The 15,738-nt window shown below is 65.2% G+C and carries 15 protein-coding genes; 5 read left to right on the top strand and 10 right to left on the bottom strand.

Translation table 11 applies throughout. The features are described from left to right. Nucleotides 1-28 precede the first annotated feature (28 nt). Nucleotides 29-550, top strand: a complete 522-nt coding sequence (locus CZ674_RS08555) for a VOC family protein (protein WP_086992100.1) — start codon at nucleotides 29-31, stop codon at nucleotides 548-550. 4 nt (nucleotides 551-554) lie between these two features. Beyond that, complete coding sequence (locus CZ674_RS08560) at nucleotides 555-1,235, top strand: GntR family transcriptional regulator (protein WP_086992101.1); 681 nt, start codon at nucleotides 555-557, stop codon at nucleotides 1,233-1,235. A 63-nt stretch (nucleotides 1,236-1,298) separates the two neighbouring features. On the opposite strand, the gene CZ674_RS08565 is transcribed toward CZ674_RS08560, so the two are convergent. From CZ674_RS08565 to CZ674_RS08600, 8 genes are all read right to left on the bottom strand, one after another. Then, entirely contained in the window at nucleotides 1,299-2,684 is a 1,386-nt protein-coding gene (locus tag CZ674_RS08565; RefSeq protein ID WP_200810072.1) for a short-chain fatty acid transporter, read from the bottom strand. 195 nt (nucleotides 2,685-2,879) lie between these two features. Continuing rightward, nucleotides 2,880-3,548, bottom strand: a complete 669-nt coding sequence (locus tag CZ674_RS08570) for a methionine ABC transporter permease (protein WP_086992102.1) — start codon at nucleotides 3,546-3,548, stop codon at nucleotides 2,880-2,882. Nucleotides 3,549-3,550: 2 nt separating this feature from the next. Then, nucleotides 3,551-4,582, bottom strand: coding sequence for a methionine ABC transporter ATP-binding protein (locus tag CZ674_RS08575; RefSeq protein WP_086992103.1), 1,032 nt, complete (start codon nucleotides 4,580-4,582; stop codon nucleotides 3,551-3,553). Between the two features lie 26 nt (nucleotides 4,583-4,608). Then, complete coding sequence (locus tag CZ674_RS08580) at nucleotides 4,609-5,502, bottom strand: MetQ/NlpA family ABC transporter substrate-binding protein (RefSeq protein ID WP_086992104.1); 894 nt, start codon at nucleotides 5,500-5,502, stop codon at nucleotides 4,609-4,611. Nucleotides 5,503-5,595: 93 nt separating this feature from the next. Next, complete coding sequence (locus CZ674_RS08585) at nucleotides 5,596-6,153, bottom strand: prepilin peptidase (RefSeq protein WP_086992105.1); 558 nt, start codon at nucleotides 6,151-6,153, stop codon at nucleotides 5,596-5,598. 93 nt (nucleotides 6,154-6,246) lie between these two features. Then, on the bottom strand, nucleotides 6,247-6,666 hold the full coding sequence (locus tag CZ674_RS08590; RefSeq protein WP_086992106.1) for a hypothetical protein: 420 nt from the start codon (nucleotides 6,664-6,666) through the stop codon (nucleotides 6,247-6,249). Between the two features lie 122 nt (nucleotides 6,667-6,788). After that, nucleotides 6,789-8,114, bottom strand: a complete 1,326-nt coding sequence (locus CZ674_RS08595) for a PhoH family protein (RefSeq protein ID WP_086992107.1) — start codon at nucleotides 8,112-8,114, stop codon at nucleotides 6,789-6,791. Nucleotides 8,115-8,308: 194 nt separating this feature from the next. After that, a complete protein-coding gene (locus CZ674_RS08600) occupies nucleotides 8,309-9,076 on the bottom strand; it encodes an isoprenyl transferase (protein ID WP_234988520.1) in 768 nt (255 codons plus the stop codon). Between the two features lie 99 nt (nucleotides 9,077-9,175). On the opposite strand from CZ674_RS08600, the gene trhA reads away from it, so the two are divergent. Genes trhA through CZ674_RS08615 form a run of 3 tightly spaced genes read left to right on the top strand, consistent with a single transcriptional unit; the run spans nucleotide 9,176 to nucleotide 12,172 of the window. Beyond that, nucleotides 9,176-9,889: a PAQR family membrane homeostasis protein TrhA gene (gene trhA / locus CZ674_RS08605; RefSeq protein ID WP_086992109.1), complete on the top strand. Its 714-nt coding sequence runs from the start codon at nucleotides 9,176-9,178 to the stop codon at nucleotides 9,887-9,889. Nucleotides 9,890-9,941: 52 nt separating this feature from the next. Then, nucleotides 9,942-11,087: a trypsin-like serine peptidase gene (locus CZ674_RS08610; RefSeq protein WP_086992110.1), complete on the top strand. Its 1,146-nt coding sequence runs from the start codon at nucleotides 9,942-9,944 to the stop codon at nucleotides 11,085-11,087. Further along, nucleotides 11,084-12,172 carry a trypsin-like serine peptidase gene (locus CZ674_RS08615; RefSeq protein WP_086992111.1) on the top strand — a complete coding sequence of 363 codons (1,089 nt, stop codon included), beginning with the start codon at nucleotides 11,084-11,086 and terminating at the stop codon, nucleotides 12,170-12,172. Before CZ674_RS08610 ends, CZ674_RS08615 begins: the two co-directional genes overlap by 4 nt. Nucleotides 12,173-12,216: 44 nt before the next feature. On the opposite strand, the gene secA is transcribed toward CZ674_RS08615, so the two are convergent. Both secA and hpf read right to left on the bottom strand, forming a co-directional pair. Next, a complete protein-coding gene (gene secA / locus CZ674_RS08620; protein WP_086992112.1) occupies nucleotides 12,217-15,018 on the bottom strand; it encodes a preprotein translocase subunit SecA in 2,802 nt (933 codons plus the stop codon). 71 nt (nucleotides 15,019-15,089) lie between these two features. After that, complete coding sequence (hpf, locus tag CZ674_RS08625) at nucleotides 15,090-15,737, bottom strand: ribosome hibernation-promoting factor, HPF/YfiA family (protein ID WP_086992113.1); 648 nt, start codon at nucleotides 15,735-15,737, stop codon at nucleotides 15,090-15,092. Nucleotide 15,738: the final 1 nt, after the last annotated feature.

Below are 15,738 nucleotides of genomic sequence, written 5' to 3' on the forward strand. Positions count from 1 at the left end.
AATCCATTGCTGACAGAGAGGTTGCGCAATGATCCCAGGGCTCCGCGGCTCAGACCACATCGGCATCACTGTTCCCGACATGGATGCCGCACATGACTTCTTCGTCAGGGTGCTCGGCGCAGACCACGTCTACTCGCTGCCCGGCAAGGACGGCGACGACGACTGGATGCAGCGGCAGCTTGATGTGCACCCGCGGACGAAGATCACCGAGATCCGGTTCTACCGACTCGGCAACGGCTCGAACTTCGAGGTCTTCACCTATGGCGCTGCTGACGGCCAGGCTGACATGCCCCGCAACAGCGACATCGGCGGCCACCATGTCGCCCTGTACGTCGACGACATGGATGCGGCGGTCGCGCACCTTCGCCGAGAGGGCGTGGCCGTGCTCGGCGAGCCCATCGATTCGGCCGGCCCTGCGGCAGGCCAGCGCTGGGTCTACTTCACGGCACCCTGGGGCATGTACTTCGAGCTCGTCAGCTTCCCGACCGGCAAGTCCTACGAGACCGAAGCCCCTGTGAAGCTCTGGCACCCCGCGCATCCGGCAGAATAGCCGTGTGACAACACCCGCAGCGAGAACCCCAGAACACGAGCCAGCCCATGGCCAGTCAGGTGCGCGAGTCGCACAGGGCATCCGCGACGCCATCCTGAAAGGCGACCTCGCCCCCGGTGAGCGCCTGCGCCAGGAAGAGCTCGCTGCGCGGTTCGGCGCCAGCCGCGTGCCTGTTCGCGAGGCGCTGCGCACGCTTGCGGCAGAAGGGCTCGTCACCCTCGTGGCGAACTCCGGCGCGTGGGTTGCCAAGCTGAGCGCGGCAGAAGTCACTGAGCTGTACGGGATCAGGGAGCGCATTGAGCCGCTGCTGCTGCAGTACAGCATCGCGGGCCTCGCGTCCGAGACGGTCGACAGGCTCGAAGAGCTCGCAGAGCAGATGGAGCAGACGACGGATGCAGACGCCTTCATCCTGCTCGACAGGCAGTTTCACCTGCTCTCGTATTCCGGCGCCGACACGCTCGTGCTCGAGGTGATGGCAACAGAGCTGTGGAACCGCACGCAGCACTACCGGCGCCAGTTCGTCGCCGCCTCGCGCAACGCCGGCGACCGGCGTGCAGACCTCGACCACCGGCTGATGATCGCGGCCATCCGCTCAAACGACGCCCAGGAGGCCTCGAGCGTGCTCGCGATGCACATCCGACGCACCCTGCGAGAGCTCGACCGTCTGCCCGGCGTCTTCGAGTGATGACGTTATATGAGGCCGGCAGCGGATGCATTTCCGCTGCCGGCCTCTTTCGTGATCACTGCATCAGGGCATGACCCAGGCATAGACCAGCATCGACACCGAGAAGATGATTCCCGTGTAGAAGAGCATCATGATCGTGTAGCCGAGCACGTCGGTCAGCTTCAGCTTCGAGAGCGCCAGCACCGGGAGGAGGAAGAACGGCTGCAGCATGTTCGTCCACTGGTCACCGACTGACACGGCCATCGCTGTTGCCGCAACGTTCGCGTCGATCGCGTGTGCGGCTTCGACTACAACAGGGCCCTGCACCGCGAACTGGCCACCGCCCGAAGGCACCAGAAGATTGATGGCACCCGCTGACAGGAACGAGAACAGCGGCAGCGTGAGCGGCGACGAGATCGCTGCGAACATCTCCGAGAACGTCACCACCAGTCCCGATCCGACGAGGATCGCCATGATGCCGGCATAGAACGGGTACTGCACGATGACGCCACCGACCGTCTTCACCCCTTCGGCCACAGCCGTGATGAAGCTCGAGGGTCGTCCGAACAGCAGGAACGCAAGCATCAGGAACAGGAAGTTCACTGAGTCGAGGTCGATCGACCCCCCGCCGACGAAGTAGATGACCGAGTACGTCAGCCCGAGCAGGCCCGCCGCGATGCCCAGCACAGGCGACTCGTTCACGCGCTGACCGAACGACTTGTCACCGGCATTGGCGTTCGCCGGCTTCTTGATCTCGAGCACCTTCGGGTCGATCAGGATGACCTTCTTCGGATCCTTCGGATGCATCAGCGCAAGCACGAAGGGCATCGAGACCAGGGTGAAGACCGTCGTCAGGATGATAACCGGGTGGAACACCGTCTGGTCAAGACCCACGACTCCCATCTGATCCTGCAGGAAGTGACCTTCTGTGTTGATCAACAACGGGATAGTCGCCGAGATCCCCATGCCATAGACGACGAATCCTGAGTACGCGGATGCGATCGCAAGCGGATAGTGAAGCGTGCGCACGTTCGCGGCGACCTTCTGCGCGATGATCGTTCCGATGATGAGGCCGAAGCCCCACTGCAGCCAGCTGGCGATTCCCGTAAGGACCACGATCAGCACGATCGCGCTCAGATTCCCCTTCGGCAACCGTGCCAGACGCGTCAGCAGCTTGTCGACCACCGGGGTCTTCGCCAGCAGGAAGCCAGTCAGGATGATGAGCACCACCTGCATGCCGAATGCCAGCAGATCCCAGAACCCGCCGCCCCAGTACGAGATGACGTCAAGCGGGTTCGAGCGGCCGACGGTCAGAGCCAGCACCACTGAGAGGATCGTCAGGATGATCGCGATGGCCAGCGGGTCGGGCAGATAGCGCCGCACCAGCTTGCTGAAGAATTCTGCCAGCGTGAGCAAGACACCGCGCTTCTCGGGCTGCTCTCGCACCTTCGTGCTGCTTGTCTGAGACACTCCACGACCTCCTTGTGTGGATCCAATTCTGCCCGCCCAAGACGGATATCTGCCGAAATCGTAACACGGAAGATCAGCTTTGGACACAATTCGCGAGAATCGTAACCAACACGACGCCTGAACTACGGCCAGAAAGCAAGAAGGGGCTCCGCTCGGGATCCAATCCCGGCGAAGCCCCTCGGTGCGCTGCTGCAGCTACCGCCGCATCACCTTGCGCGACCACGCGTTGCCGAGCGCCTGCACGATCGACACGATGATGACGATGATGAGCACGGCTGCCCATGTGGCCCAGTCGTTGTACTGGCGGTAGCCGTACACGATCGCGAAGTTGCCGAGGCCGCCGGAGCCGATGAAGCCGGCGACAGCCGACATGTCGATCACGGCGATGGTCGCGAACGTGTAGCCGAGGATCAGCGGACCGAACGCCTCGGGCAGGATCACCGTGCGGATGATGCGCCACGGCCCTGCTCCCATGGCCCGCGCAGCCTCGATCACACCCGGGTCGACAGACACGAGGTTCTGCTCGACGATGCGTCCGATGCCGAACGACGCGGCCACCGAGATCGCCACGATCGCCGCCTCGTCGCCGATGCCTGTGCCGACGATCGCGCGAGCGAGCGGCTGGGCGACTGCGATGAAGATCAGGAAGGGAATGGGCCTGAAGAAGTTCACGACGAACCCGGCAATGGCCTGCACCGCGCGGTTCGCGAGCACGCCTCCGCTGCGGGTCACGTAGAGGGTCGTGCCGATGATCAGACCGCCGATGCCGCCGAAGATCATGCTGAGGCCGACGATGTAGAAGGTCTTGCCGGTGTCCGACAGGAACTGCGGCATCAGGTCGATGAGTTTCTCGAGTCCGTCCATGGTCACTCCACCTCCGTGATCCGAATGGTCTTGGCAACCGCGGCGAACGCTCGCGCGATCGCGTCGTCGTCGCCGTGCACCGCGATCAGCAGGCGCCCGTAGATGCGGCCCCTGATGTCGTCGATGCCGCCGTGGATGAGCTGAAACTCAGCTCCTTCGCGGTTCAGCGCCCTGAACACGCGCGCCTCGCTTGCGCTGTCGTCGCTGAACTCGATCGTGAAGAAGCGGCCGCCGTGGGCCTCGCGCAGGCGCGCCAGGTCGTCACCAGAAGGCAGCGCCCGCACGACGGTCGCCACGAACCGCTTGGTCACGGGCGACTGCGGGTTCGTGAACACGTCGTACGTCTCGCCCGCTTCGACGATGCCGCCTCGCTCCATCACGACGACGCGGTCGGCGATCTTCGCGATCACTTCCATCTCGTGCGTGATGAGCACGATCGTGATGCCGAGCTCGCGGTTGACCCGCTGCAGCAGTGACAGCACCTCGTCGGTCGTCTCGGGGTCGAGTGCGCTTGTGGCCTCGTCGGCGAGCAGGATGCCCGGCTCGGCAGCGAGCGCGCGTGCGATTCCGACGCGCTGCTGCTGTCCGCCTGAGAGCTGCTCCGGGTGATTGTCGGCCTTGTCTCCCAGGCCGACGAAGTCGAGTAGCTCCTTGACTCGAGCCGCACGCTGAGCCTTCGGCGTGCCCGCCACTTCGAGCGCGTACGAGACGTTGCCCGCGACGGTGCGCGAGCGCAGGAGGTTGAACCTCTGGAAGATCATGCCGATCCCCCGTCGCATCTCGCGCTGCTGCCTGGACTTCAGCGACGTGATGTCGACGCCGTCGATCTCGATGTAGCCGCTCGACACGGGCTCGAGCGCATTGATGAGGCGAACGAGCGTCGACTTGCCCGCGCCGGAGTAGCCGACGACACCGAGGATCTCGCCCTTGGCAACATCGACTGAGACACTTCGAACGGCTTCAACGGCGCTCCCCCCGCGCTTGGCGGGGGGATACGTCTTGCTCACTTCGCGAATGCTGATGTGGGCTGTCATGTGGATGCCTTCCGGCTCCTCTCGCGCTACTGCGCTTCGGTGTATGCGGTCTGCACGTCGGCGAGCGTCGTGTTGAGGTCTGCCGCGGGCAGGTCGACGATCTCAGCGGTGTTGCCCGATGACTCGAGCACGCCGTCGATGACCTCCTGGTTGCCGTGGTAGATCTCGATGATCTGCGCGAACACGGGGTTGTCGACCTGGTCAGCCGACGTGGCCCAGATGTTGACGTAGGGCTGCGTCGACGGGTCGGACGGGTCGTCCTGCGCGATGGCGTCTTCTGCCGTGAGCCCTGCATCCGTCACGAAGTCGTTGTTGATGATGGCTGCGGCAACATCGACGAGGCTGCTCGCCGTGAGCGCTGCGTCAACGGCTTCGACCTTGACTCTCGACGAGTCCTCGATGTCGTTGAGCGTCGAGTAGGGGCTGCCGCCGTCTGCCAGCTCGATGAGGCCGACCGACTGCAGCACGAGCAGCGCACGTGCCTGGTTGGTCTCGTCGTTCGGCACGATCACGGTCTCGCCGTCGGGAATCGCCTCGGGGCTGTCGAACTCGTTCGAGTAGAGCGCGAGCGGGTACGTGGCGGTCGAGCCGACTGCCTGCAGGTCTTCGCCCGAAGCCTCGTTGTACTGCGCCAGGAAGATGATGTGCTGGAACTGGTTCAGGTGGATCTCGCCCTCCGACAGCGCCGGGTTCGGCTGGCTGTAGTCGGTGAAGTTGACCAGCTCGACGCTGATGCCCTCTGCCTCGACCGCTGACTTGAAGGTCTCCCAGTAGGGCTCGCCGGCGCTGACGGTGCCGATGCGCACGGGGTTCTCGGGGGTGCCGAGCTCTGCTTCAGCGTCTCCGCCTCCGCTGCCGCACGCGGTCAGTCCGAGTGCGAGTGTCGCGGCGACGGCCGCGAGCTTCAGTGAACGCTTCATGGGGTGCTCCTTCATGCTGGTGCCTGCTGGTGCAGGTGACGACTGCTCTCACAGTAGGAGCGCATCCGGAGCCTCCGTGAATCGGTGCGTAACCTACCGAAACAATTGCAGTGCGAGGGCCGCCGCGAACCCTGCAACCAGGAACGGCCCGAACGGCAGCCGACGCCTTCCGCGGATGAGCGCGACGATGCCGACGAGCCCGGCCGACACGAACGACGCCACGAGCCCGGTCAGCGGCATCCAGGCGATTTCGGCCACCGCAAGCGCCAGCGCACCGGTCAGCTTCACGTCGCCCATGCCCATGCCGCCTGCGAGCGACATGACGAACAGCAGCAGCGTGATCGCGAGCGCCGCGACCGGCCCGGCCCAGTTGCCGACGGCCAGCTGCCAGAGTGCAGAGGCGAGCCCCAGCACGAGCAGCGGAAGGGTGATCGGATTCGGCAGCCGCCGCACAGAGACATCGATGCGGGTCAGCGCGGGGGCGGCGAGTGCGCATGCGGCCACCGCGATCGTGCTGACGGGCCCGTAGCCGGCGGCCAGCGCTGCGAGCACCGCAGCCGCCGCCAGCGCCGTGCCGAGCACCCCGTCGAGCATCGTCAGCTGCCAGTCTCGAGGGACGAGCGTCGGGGCCTCATCTTGGTGCACGGTCACACGGGCACTGTAGGCAGTACGCGAACGGCCCTGCAGAATCTCTCCACAGGGCCGTCCGTCTGATGCGGTCTTTCGGGGTTGCCCTTCCGGCAGTCAGCAGACTTCGCCGGCGGGCGCGACTTCCAATGCGTACGCGGTCTGCATCGTTCTGGTGCCTGAGCCACCGGCCGCTTGGTAGGTCAGCTCGACACCCTTGGCGCTGCCGAGCTCGTCACCCAGGTTGCTGAGACCGACAACGACGACGAGCTCCCCGCCTGCGTCGACTGCAATCGGCTCTGAGAAGGCACCGGGGCCGAAGTCGTCGTACGAAGCGCCGACCATGTGGGCGTCTGGATCGTCTGGCTGCCTCAGCTCGAACCCTATGAGCTCAAGCCCTTGTGCGTCGATGAGTTCGGCGCCAACGATGCTGAGACTGCGCCCTGATTCATTGGCCACATGGCTGAAGCCAATCATGGCGCGGCCCTCGGCGTCTGCGGGCGTGCAGTTCAGACCTGTGCCATCTTCGAGGCTCACCAGAGGCCCGCCTCCAGATAGCTGTGAACACCCGCTGAGCATCGCGGCAAGCACTATTGCCAACGACAGCCGCGTGCTGCGTCGGAGCATCACGCCTTCACGACGTTGCCCATCCTCCACGGCTACCCCTCCAGCAGGCTTGTCACGAGTGCTGCGATCTCGCTGCGCTCGGACCGCGTCAGCGTCACGTGACCGAACAGCTTGTGTCCCTTCAGCGTCTCGATCACGCTCGCGACACCGTCGTGGCGACCGACGCGCAGGTTGTCGCGCTGCGCGACGTCGTGCGTCAGCACCACTCGCGAGTTCTGGCCGATGCGGCTGAGCACCGTCAGCAGGACGTTGCGCTCGAGCGACTGCGCCTCGTCGACGATCACGAACGCGTCGTGCAGGCTGCGTCCGCGGATGTGCGTCAGCGGCAGCACTTCGAGCATTCCGCGCTCAGCGACCTCGTCGAGCACGTTCTCGCTGACGAATGCGCCGAGCGTGTCATAGATCGCCTGGCCCCACGGGTTCATCTTCTCTGACTGGTCGCCCGGAAGGTAGCCGAGCTCCTGGCCGCCGACCGCGTAGAGCGGACGGAAGACGATGATCTTCTTGTGCAGACGACGCTCGAGCACGGCTTCGAGCCCGGCTGCCAGGGCGAGTGCGCTCTTGCCTGTTCCTGCTGAGCCGCCCATCGAGACGATGCCGACCGTGGGGTCGAGCAGCAGGTCGATCGCGAGGCGCTGCTCGGCAGAGCGGCCGTGCAGGCCGAACAGGTCGCGGTCGCCGCGCACGAGTCCGATGCGGCCCGGCTGCGTCACTCGGCCGAGTGCGCTGCCCCGCTCCGACGAGATCACGAGACCGGTGTTGACGGGCACGTCGCTGACGACGTCGCTCAGGATCTCGTCCTGCTCGTACAGCTCGTTCACGTCGGCCCCCGAGAGCGTGATCTGCTCGGTGCCGGTCCAGCCCGACTCGATGGCCTGCTCAGCGAGATACTCTTCAGCCGCCAATCCGATCGACGACGCCTTGACGCGCATCGGCATGTCCTTCGACACGACGCAGACGTCGAAGCCGTCGCCCGCGAGGTTCATGGCGACGGCGAGGATGCGCGAGTCGTTGTCGCCCATCTGCAGCCCGCTCGGCAGCACCTGCTGGCTCGAGTGGTTGAGCTCGACCCGCAGTGTTCCGCCGTTCTCGGTGGGCACCGGAAAGTCGAGACGCTCGTGCACATCGCGAAGCTCGTCGAGATTGCGCAGCGCCTTGCGGGCGAAGTAGCCGATCTCGGGGTCGTGGCGCTTCTTCTCGAGTTCGGCGATCACGACGACCGGGATGACGACCTCGTGCTCTGCGAACCGGTGCAGTGCACCCGGATCAGAGAGAAGGACGCTCGTGTCAAGCACGAACGTCCTCAGGTCTGTGTCGGTGGTCTCAGTCGAATCTTGCCGAAGCTGCTCTTGTGTCATTTTGGGCTGCCTAACGCTGGATTTCCACTTGCAGTAAGCCCCGACCCAAGCGCCGCGGCTTCCGTCACTGATGACGCTACCCAGGCTCTGAGTTCTGCGACGTGCCAGACACACCGCTCCAGCCATTGTTCACCTGAAAGTCTCTTCAAGTGCAGCTTCAGGGTTGGCAGCAGCGCGCGGCGACTGCCAGTGCGTCACTTGCCGAAGCGTCGCGAGCGGAGGCCGTAGTCGCGCACGGCGCGAAGCAGATCGACCTCGCGCAGGTCGGGTCCGAGGGCGTCCATGAAGTAGAACTCGGAGTGCGCGCTCTGCCAGAGCATGAAGTCGCTGAGCCGCTGCTCGCCCGACGTGCGGATCACGAGGTCGGGGTCGGGCTGGCCCTTCGTGTAGAGGTTTGCGCCGATCATGTCGGGCGTGAGCTTGTCGGCCAGCTCCTTGGTGCTGCCCTCGTGGCTCGTGAGGATCTCGCGCACGGCATCGACGACCTCGCTGCGTCCGCCGTAGCCGACTGCGAGGTTCACCTGCATGCCGTCTTTCACCTCGGATGAGGTGCGAGCGCTCGTGAGCGAGTCGCAGACCAGGTCGGGCAGGTTCTTCGAGCTGCCCACGTGGCGGATGCGCCAGTCTTCTGTTCCGGCGAGCTGCTGCGCGAGATCGGCGATGATCTGAAACAGGTCGGTCAGCTCACTCGCTTCGCGTCCGGTCAGGTTGTCGTTCGAGAGCAGGAACAGCGTGACGACCTCGACACCGAGCTCATCGCACCATTCGAGAAACTCGACCATCTTCGCGGCGCCTGCGCGGTGGCCGTGGCCAACCGTCCGCAGCTCGTTCTGCCTCGCCCACCGGCGGTTGCCGTCGAGGATCATGGCGATGTGCCGCGGAACGGGGCGTGTCTGCAGCTCGCGCCTGAGCCGCCGCTGATACAGGCGGTAGGCGAGTGAAGGTCGACTGCTGGGTTCCACGTTCTTACGGTATCCCAAGAGAAGACACCTCTCAGCACAGGATTCCCCGACCGAACATGCTCGACAGCGCATGGGTATACGCCATAAACTGTTTGCGTGATGCCAGACCTCAGCGAACAGCCCTCCGAACACGGCCAAACGCCTGCCGAGGCTGCCAAGGCTGCAGCTGCGGCCGACCACAAGCCAAGCGCGCGCGGCTGGATCCATGCGATCACCCTGCCGGTCGCTCTGTTCGCAGGCCTCGTGCTCGTCGCAATTTCCGAGACACCCGCTGCACGCTGGTCAACTGCGGTGTTCGCCGCATCCGGCGTCATCCTGTTCGGAATGTCGGCGCTTTATCACCGCTTCAACTGGACCCCGAAGTCGAAGGCCGCGCTGCGCAGGCTCGACCACGCCAACATCTTCATCCTCATCGCGGGCACGTACACGCCCATGGCCATGCTCGCGCTGCCGTTTCCGAAGTCGGTGATCCTGCTCTCACTCGTCTGGGGCGGCGCCGTGATCGGCATCCTGCTTCGGGTCTTCATTCTCAACACCCCACGGTGGCTCTACGTCGCCCTCTATCTGCTGCTCGGATGGGCGGCCGTCATGTACATGGTCGACCTGTTCACGTTCAGCCCTGCGATGGCGATCCTGATCATCGTCGGTGGCCTTGCATACTCGGTCGGTGCCGTCGCCTACGCGCTCAAGCGTCCGAACCCGTCGCCGAAGCATTTCGGATTCCACGAGATATTCCACACCCTCACGGTCGTCGCATGGGGCTGCCACTGGGCCTCCGTGCTGGTCGCGACCCTCACGGTCTCGCAGCAGTAGGCCTCAGCCCCTCACCAGGATCCGCTCAGCCCATGCCTCTAGCATCCTGAACGTGACGACCCGACGCATCGCGAGGCTGCTGCTCGCCGCAACAGCCGCGGCGGCAATGACGCTGACCGCGACCGGCTGCGTGGTCGTGCCTGCCGTCATCGACCAGCTGCAGCCCGTGCCCATCCAGACCGACCCGCCCCCACAGCCGAATCCTCCCGGCCCTGACGGCGAGCCCGACGGCCAGGACGACCCCACACAGGGACCGAATCCCGACGGTGGCGAGCAGGTGCCTGCGCCCGACCCTGACGAGCTCGGTCTCTACCTCGACGGGGCGACAGACACGAGCGGCTCACAGCTGCTGCACGACGACCCCGTCGACGTCGTCGTCCCTCCGAGTGCCGGCACCCCTGACAACTGGACGACCGGCCCCAACCTCTACGCCGAGGAGTCTGCCGGGTCGGCCTTCATGCCGAACACAGAGCCCGGCAGCGCCTTCCACCTCATGCAGTCGTCGGTCGGGCGCATGTACGCGACGATGGCGAACGGCAGCCGCAGCGCCTGCTCGGGCACTGTCGTGAACTCCGACAACGGCAGCGTCATCGCAACCGCCGCACACTGCGTCTGGGACTTCGACGCGAACGCGCCCCTGCGCGAGATCCTGTTCGTGCCCGGCGACCGCGGCAACGCGCAGACGAGCCCGTGGGGCATCTGGGCAGTCGACCGGGTCTGGGTCCCCGACGAATTCACTGACACCGCGATGGTCGACTCCGACGGCCGCACCATGGGCGAGGGCTGGGCCTACGACTACGCGTTCGCCACGATCGCACCGAACAGCAGCGGCGAGGTCATCCAGAGCTACACCGGCGGCCAGGGCATCTCGTTCGCGCAGCAGTACGCAGGAATCGTGACGGTGGGGTACCCCTCAGACCCGCCGTACGACGGGCAGTCGCCTCGGTACTGCGCCACCGCATCCCCGGGCTTCGGAACGATGTACTGGCCGCACACCACCATTCGCTGCAACATGACCGGCGGCTCGTCCGGATCGGGCTGGCTGACCGGCGCGAGCTTTCAATCCGGTGCCGGCTACCTGACAGCCGTAACATCGACAGGAAACTCATATTCAGAGGCAGAGCCTCCGTGGATGCTCTCAGGAGCACTCTTCGGAGCCACCGCCCACGAACTGTTCCAAGCCGCGGAGGCAGCATGAAGAAGCTCACCCGATCACTCAGAGCGCTCGCTATTGCGACCGTCGCGGCCACTGCGCTCTCCGGCTGCGTCTTCGTGCCGGCGCTGCTCGAGGGACCTCCCGTGCAGGATCCCGACCAGTCGCCGACCAGCACGGGCTTCACGCCGCCGCCGACCCCGACGACGACGCCGACTGCTGAGCCGACCGAGACGCCCACCGCGGACCCCACGGCACCGCCTGAGGCCGAGAGCGTGAGCCTCGGCGAGCTGCGCGACGGCAACCCGCTGACCTCCGACTCGGGCGAAGCAGCAGACGAGCCGATCGACGTCACCATTCCCCCTTCGACCGGCACCGCGGCCCCAGGGCCCAACCAGTACGGAGACGTCAACGACGGCCAGGCGTTCACGCCCTCTGACGGCGAGCTCGTGGCCTCGACGGTCGGCCGCCTCTACATCGAGTTTCCGGGCGGCCGCACGATGGTCTGCAGCGGCACGGTCGTGAACTCCGAATACGGCAACATGGTCGTCACAGCAGCCCACTGCCTCTACAGCGCGATCGACGGCGAGATGTCGAGTCGTGTGCAGTTCGTTCCGGCCGACGCCGACAACGGCAACACCGCCCCGTACGGCCTGTGGGAGGGCGACGAGTGGATCGTCCCGCAGGTCTTCGTCGACACGGCCAAAGAGGCCGACAACCGATCGACGGGGCGCGGATGGGCATACGACTTCGGGTGGGTGCGCCTGCTTCCCGACGGCTCAGGGGCGAACGTGCAGGACTACACGGGCGGTCAGGGCATCAGCTTCAACCAGCAGTACCAGGGCGGGCTGCTCGTGGGCTACCCGAGCGGCCCTCCGTTCGACGGCAACTCGCAGCGCTACTGCTCGCAGCAGCACCTCGGATTCGGCACGATGTACTGGCCGCACCTGACGATCAGCTGCAGCATGACCCCTGGCATCTCAGGCGGCGGCTGGCTGACCGGCGTCGACCCGTCGACGGGCGCCGGCTACGTGGGCGCCGTCTACTCGACCGTGCTGCCTGACAGCGGCAGCGGAGCGATGCTCGGCTCGCTCGCCTACGACCTCATGAAAGAGATCGAGCAGCCCTAGGGCTGCCCGATCTCTCTGATGCTTCTGGCCGTCGTGCGGCCCTGCTACTGGTCTTCGACCTGGCCGAACGCGCCCCGCTGCGGCTGCTTGCGCGCCTTCTTGGCTGCGGCACGGCGATCCTGACGGTTTCCGCTGGCCTCCTGCTTCGCGGCACTGGCCACTGCCGGGTTGCCCGAGCGCTGACGCTTCTTGTTGGCGTTCTTGGCTGCCGGTGCGCTCGATTTCTTGCCGGTGTTCGAGACCTGCGCTTCGCCGTCTTCTGACGGCGCCGTGTAGGTCATCTTCGACTCGTCGACAGCGGGCGCGTCGAGTCCGCCGCCAGTGACCTCAGGCCCCTGGTCGCCGTCCTTCTGCTGCACCTGCACATCGAGGTTGAACAGGTAGCCGACCGACTCCTCACGAATGGCACCCATCATCTGCTGGTAGAGCGAGTACCCCTCGTTCTGGTATTCGATCACGGGGTCGCGCTGGGCCATCGAGCGCAGGCCGATGCCCTCGCGCAGGTAGTCCATCTCGTAGAGGTGGTCGCGCCACTTGCGGTCGATCACGCTCAGCACGACACGGCGCTCGAGCTGGCGCATGACCGGGCTCGTGAGCTCTTCTTCGCGCTTCTCGTACTGGATGTGCGCATCCGACTGCAGCTCGTCGATCAGCAGCTGCGGGGCGATCTTGCCATGCGCCTCTGCGACGACCTCGTCGATCGTGATCGTGACCGGGAAGATCGTCTTCAGGTCGGTCCACAGCGCGTCGAGGTCCCAGTCGTCGGAGTTGCCCTGGGCCGTGTGCTCGCGCACCATGTCGGCGATCGCCGAGTCGAGGAACGCCTGCACCTTGTCGCCCAGGTCGTCGCCGTCGAGGATCTCGACGCGGTCAGCGTAGATCGTCTGGCGCTGGCGGTTCATGACGTCGTCGTACTTGAGCACGTTCTTGCGGATCTCGGCGTTGCGTGACTCGATCTGCGCCTGCGCGTTGGCAATGCCCTTCGACACGAGACCCATCTCGATGGGCTCGGTGTCCTCTTCGGGGTCGACGTCAGAGAAGCGCTCGAAGAGCGAGCCGCCCATGAGGCGCATGAGGTCATCTTGCATCGAGAGGTAGAAGCGGCTCTCGCCGGGGTCTCCCTGACGACCAGATCGACCGCGCAGCTGGTTGTCGATGCGTCGCGACTCGTGGCGCTCGGTGCCAAGCACGTAGAGACCGCCGGCCGCGATGACCTCTTCGGCCTCCTTCGCGACCTCGGCCTTGACCTCGGCGTAGACGTCGTCCCAGAGCTCTTCGTACTCTTCGGGGTTCTCGTCGGGGCTGAGGCCCTTCTCGTTCATGCGCTGCACAGCGAGGTGCTCGGCGTTGCCGCCGAGCATGATGTCGGTTCCTCGTCCGGCCATGTTCGTGGCAACGGTGACAGAGCCGACTCGGCCCGCCTGCGCGATGATCGTGGCCTCATGGGCGTGGTTCTTCGCGTTCAGCACCTCGTGCTTGACGCCGCGCTTCTTCAGCAGGTTCGACAGGTACTCGCTCTTCTCGACGCTCGTCGTGCCGACCAGCATCGGCTGGCCGTCTTCGTGACGCTCGGCGATGTCTTCGACGACCTGCATGAACTTGCCCTCGACGGTCGCGTAGATGCGGTCCTTCTGGTCGAGGCGCTTGATGGGCTTGTTGGTCGGAATCGGCACGACGCCCAGCTTGTACGTCGACATGAATTCGGCGGCTTCGGTCTCGGCTGTACCGGTCATGCCCGCGAGCTTGTCGAAGAGCCTGAAGTAGTTCTGCAGCGTGACCGTGGCGACCGTCTGGTTCTCGGCCTTGATCTGCACGCCCTCTTTGGCCTCGATCGCCTGGTGGATGCCCTCGTTGAAGCGGCGGCCGGGCATGATGCGGCCGGTGTGCTCGTCGACGATCAGCACCTCGCCGTCCATGACGACGTAGTCGGTGTCGCGCTTGAACAGCGCGCGTGCCTTGATGGCGGTGTTGAGGAACGAGATGAGCGGGGTGTTCGCCGACTCGTAGAGGCTCTCGATGCCGAGTGCGTCTTCGACCATCTCGATGCCGGCTTCGGTGACGCCGACGGTGCGCTTCTTCTCGTCGACCTCGTAGTGGCGGTCGACCTTCATGCGCTTGGCGAGCTTGGCGAACTCGGCGTACCAGCGGTTCGCCTCGCCAGCCGCGGGGCCCGAGATGATCAGCGGGGTGCGAGCCTCGTCGATCAGGATCGAGTCGACCTCGTCGACGATCACGTAGTGGTGGCCGCGCTGCACCATCGATGCGCGGTCGTGCGCCATGTTGTCGCGCAGGTAGTCGAAGCCGAACTCGTTGTTCGTGCCGTAGGTGACGTCTGCCGCATACTGCTCGCGACGCTCGTCAGGGGTCTGGCCGCTGACGACGACGCCGGTGGTCATGCCGAGGGCGCGGAAGATGCGGCCCATCAGCTCAGCCTGGTAGCTGGCCAGGTAGTCGTTGACCGTGACGACGTGCACGCCCTTGCCGGGGATCGCGTTGAGGTACGCGGCGATGGCTGCGACGAGCGTCTTGCCCTCACCGGTCTTCATCTCGGCGATGTTGCCGAAGTGCAGGGCGCCTGCACCCATGATCTGCACGTCGTACGGACGCATGCCCAGTGTTCGCTGGGCTGCCTCGCGGACGGCGGCGAAGGCTTCCGGGAGCAGAACGTCAAGGTCTTCGCCCTGTTCGTACCGCTCCCGGAACTCCGCTGTCTCACCAGCGAGCTCTTCGTCTGTCAGGTCAGAGAAAGCATCTTCAAGCTCGTTCGTCGCCTTGACGTACTTCTCAAGCCGACGCAGGATGCGTCCTTCGCCTGCACTGAGAATCTTCTGAAGTAGGTTGGCCACGAAATGCTCTCCTGAAAAATGTTACGGAACGGTAACCGCGTTCAATGGTAACCGCTCCTGTGGAGGAGAGACTACTCGTCTGCTCCCAGCGAGATCACTCCGTACGACCATCCCTTGCGCCGGTAGACCACATTCGCCTCGTTGGTCTCGGAATTCTGGAACAGGTAGAACGGATGCCCGACCAGCTCCATCTGGTCGATCGCCTCGCGAGGTGTCAGCGCGACTGCCGCGAATCGCTTCTCGCGAATCACGACGGGCGACCACTCTTCTTCTTCGAATGCGGCGCCGTCTGTGCTCGCGGGGGCCTCGCCTGCTGCGACGCTCTCGATGGTCTCCGGGGGCGCGGGCTGCAGCCCGTGGTCGGCGAAGCCGTTGGTCGCCGCCTCGACGAGCGATGACTTGTGACGGTTGCGGTGGTCGGTGCGCTTGTCGTGCAGCCGACGAGCGCGCTCCATCACGCGGTGGTAGGCCTGGTCGAACGCGCGGTACTTGTCGGCTCCCTCGGCCTCAGACCGGATCACGCCGCCCGGTCCGCGAACGGTGATCTCGACCCTGGCGCCGGCAGCCTGCGCGTCGTGAGCCTTCGAGTGAGAAGACAGCTTCACTGAGAGCACCTGCGCCCTCGGGAGCAGCTGGCTCACCTTGTTCACCTTCTCGGTCGTGTACTCGCGAAAGCGATCGGTGATGGTGGCATTTCGGCCGGAAACAGTGATGTCCACG

It is taken from the genome of Agrococcus casei LMG 22410, assembly GCF_900163565.1.
Taxonomy (GTDB): Bacteria; Actinomycetota; Actinomycetes; order Actinomycetales; family Microbacteriaceae; genus Agrococcus; species Agrococcus casei.

Bases quoted from the DNA above. Each gene is read 5' to 3' on its own strand.
- CZ674_RS08555 (WP_086992100.1), top strand. From the start codon at position 29: ATGATCCCAGGGCTCCGCGGCTCAGACCACATCGGCATCACTGTTCCC.
- CZ674_RS08570 (WP_086992102.1), bottom strand. From the start codon at position 3,548: ATGGACGGACTCGAGAAACTCATCGACCTGATGCCGCAGTTCCTGTCG.
- CZ674_RS08575 (WP_086992103.1), bottom strand. From the start codon at position 4,582: ATGACAGCCCACATCAGCATTCGCGAAGTGAGCAAGACGTATCCCCCC.
- CZ674_RS08580 (WP_086992104.1), bottom strand. From the start codon at position 5,502: ATGAAGCGTTCACTGAAGCTCGCGGCCGTCGCCGCGACACTCGCACTC.
- CZ674_RS08595 (WP_086992107.1), bottom strand. From the start codon at position 8,114: ATGACACAAGAGCAGCTTCGGCAAGATTCGACTGAGACCACCGACACA.
- trhA (WP_086992109.1), top strand. From the start codon at position 9,176: ATGCCAGACCTCAGCGAACAGCCCTCCGAACACGGCCAAACGCCTGCC.
- CZ674_RS08615 (WP_086992111.1), top strand. From the start codon at position 11,084: ATGAAGAAGCTCACCCGATCACTCAGAGCGCTCGCTATTGCGACCGTC.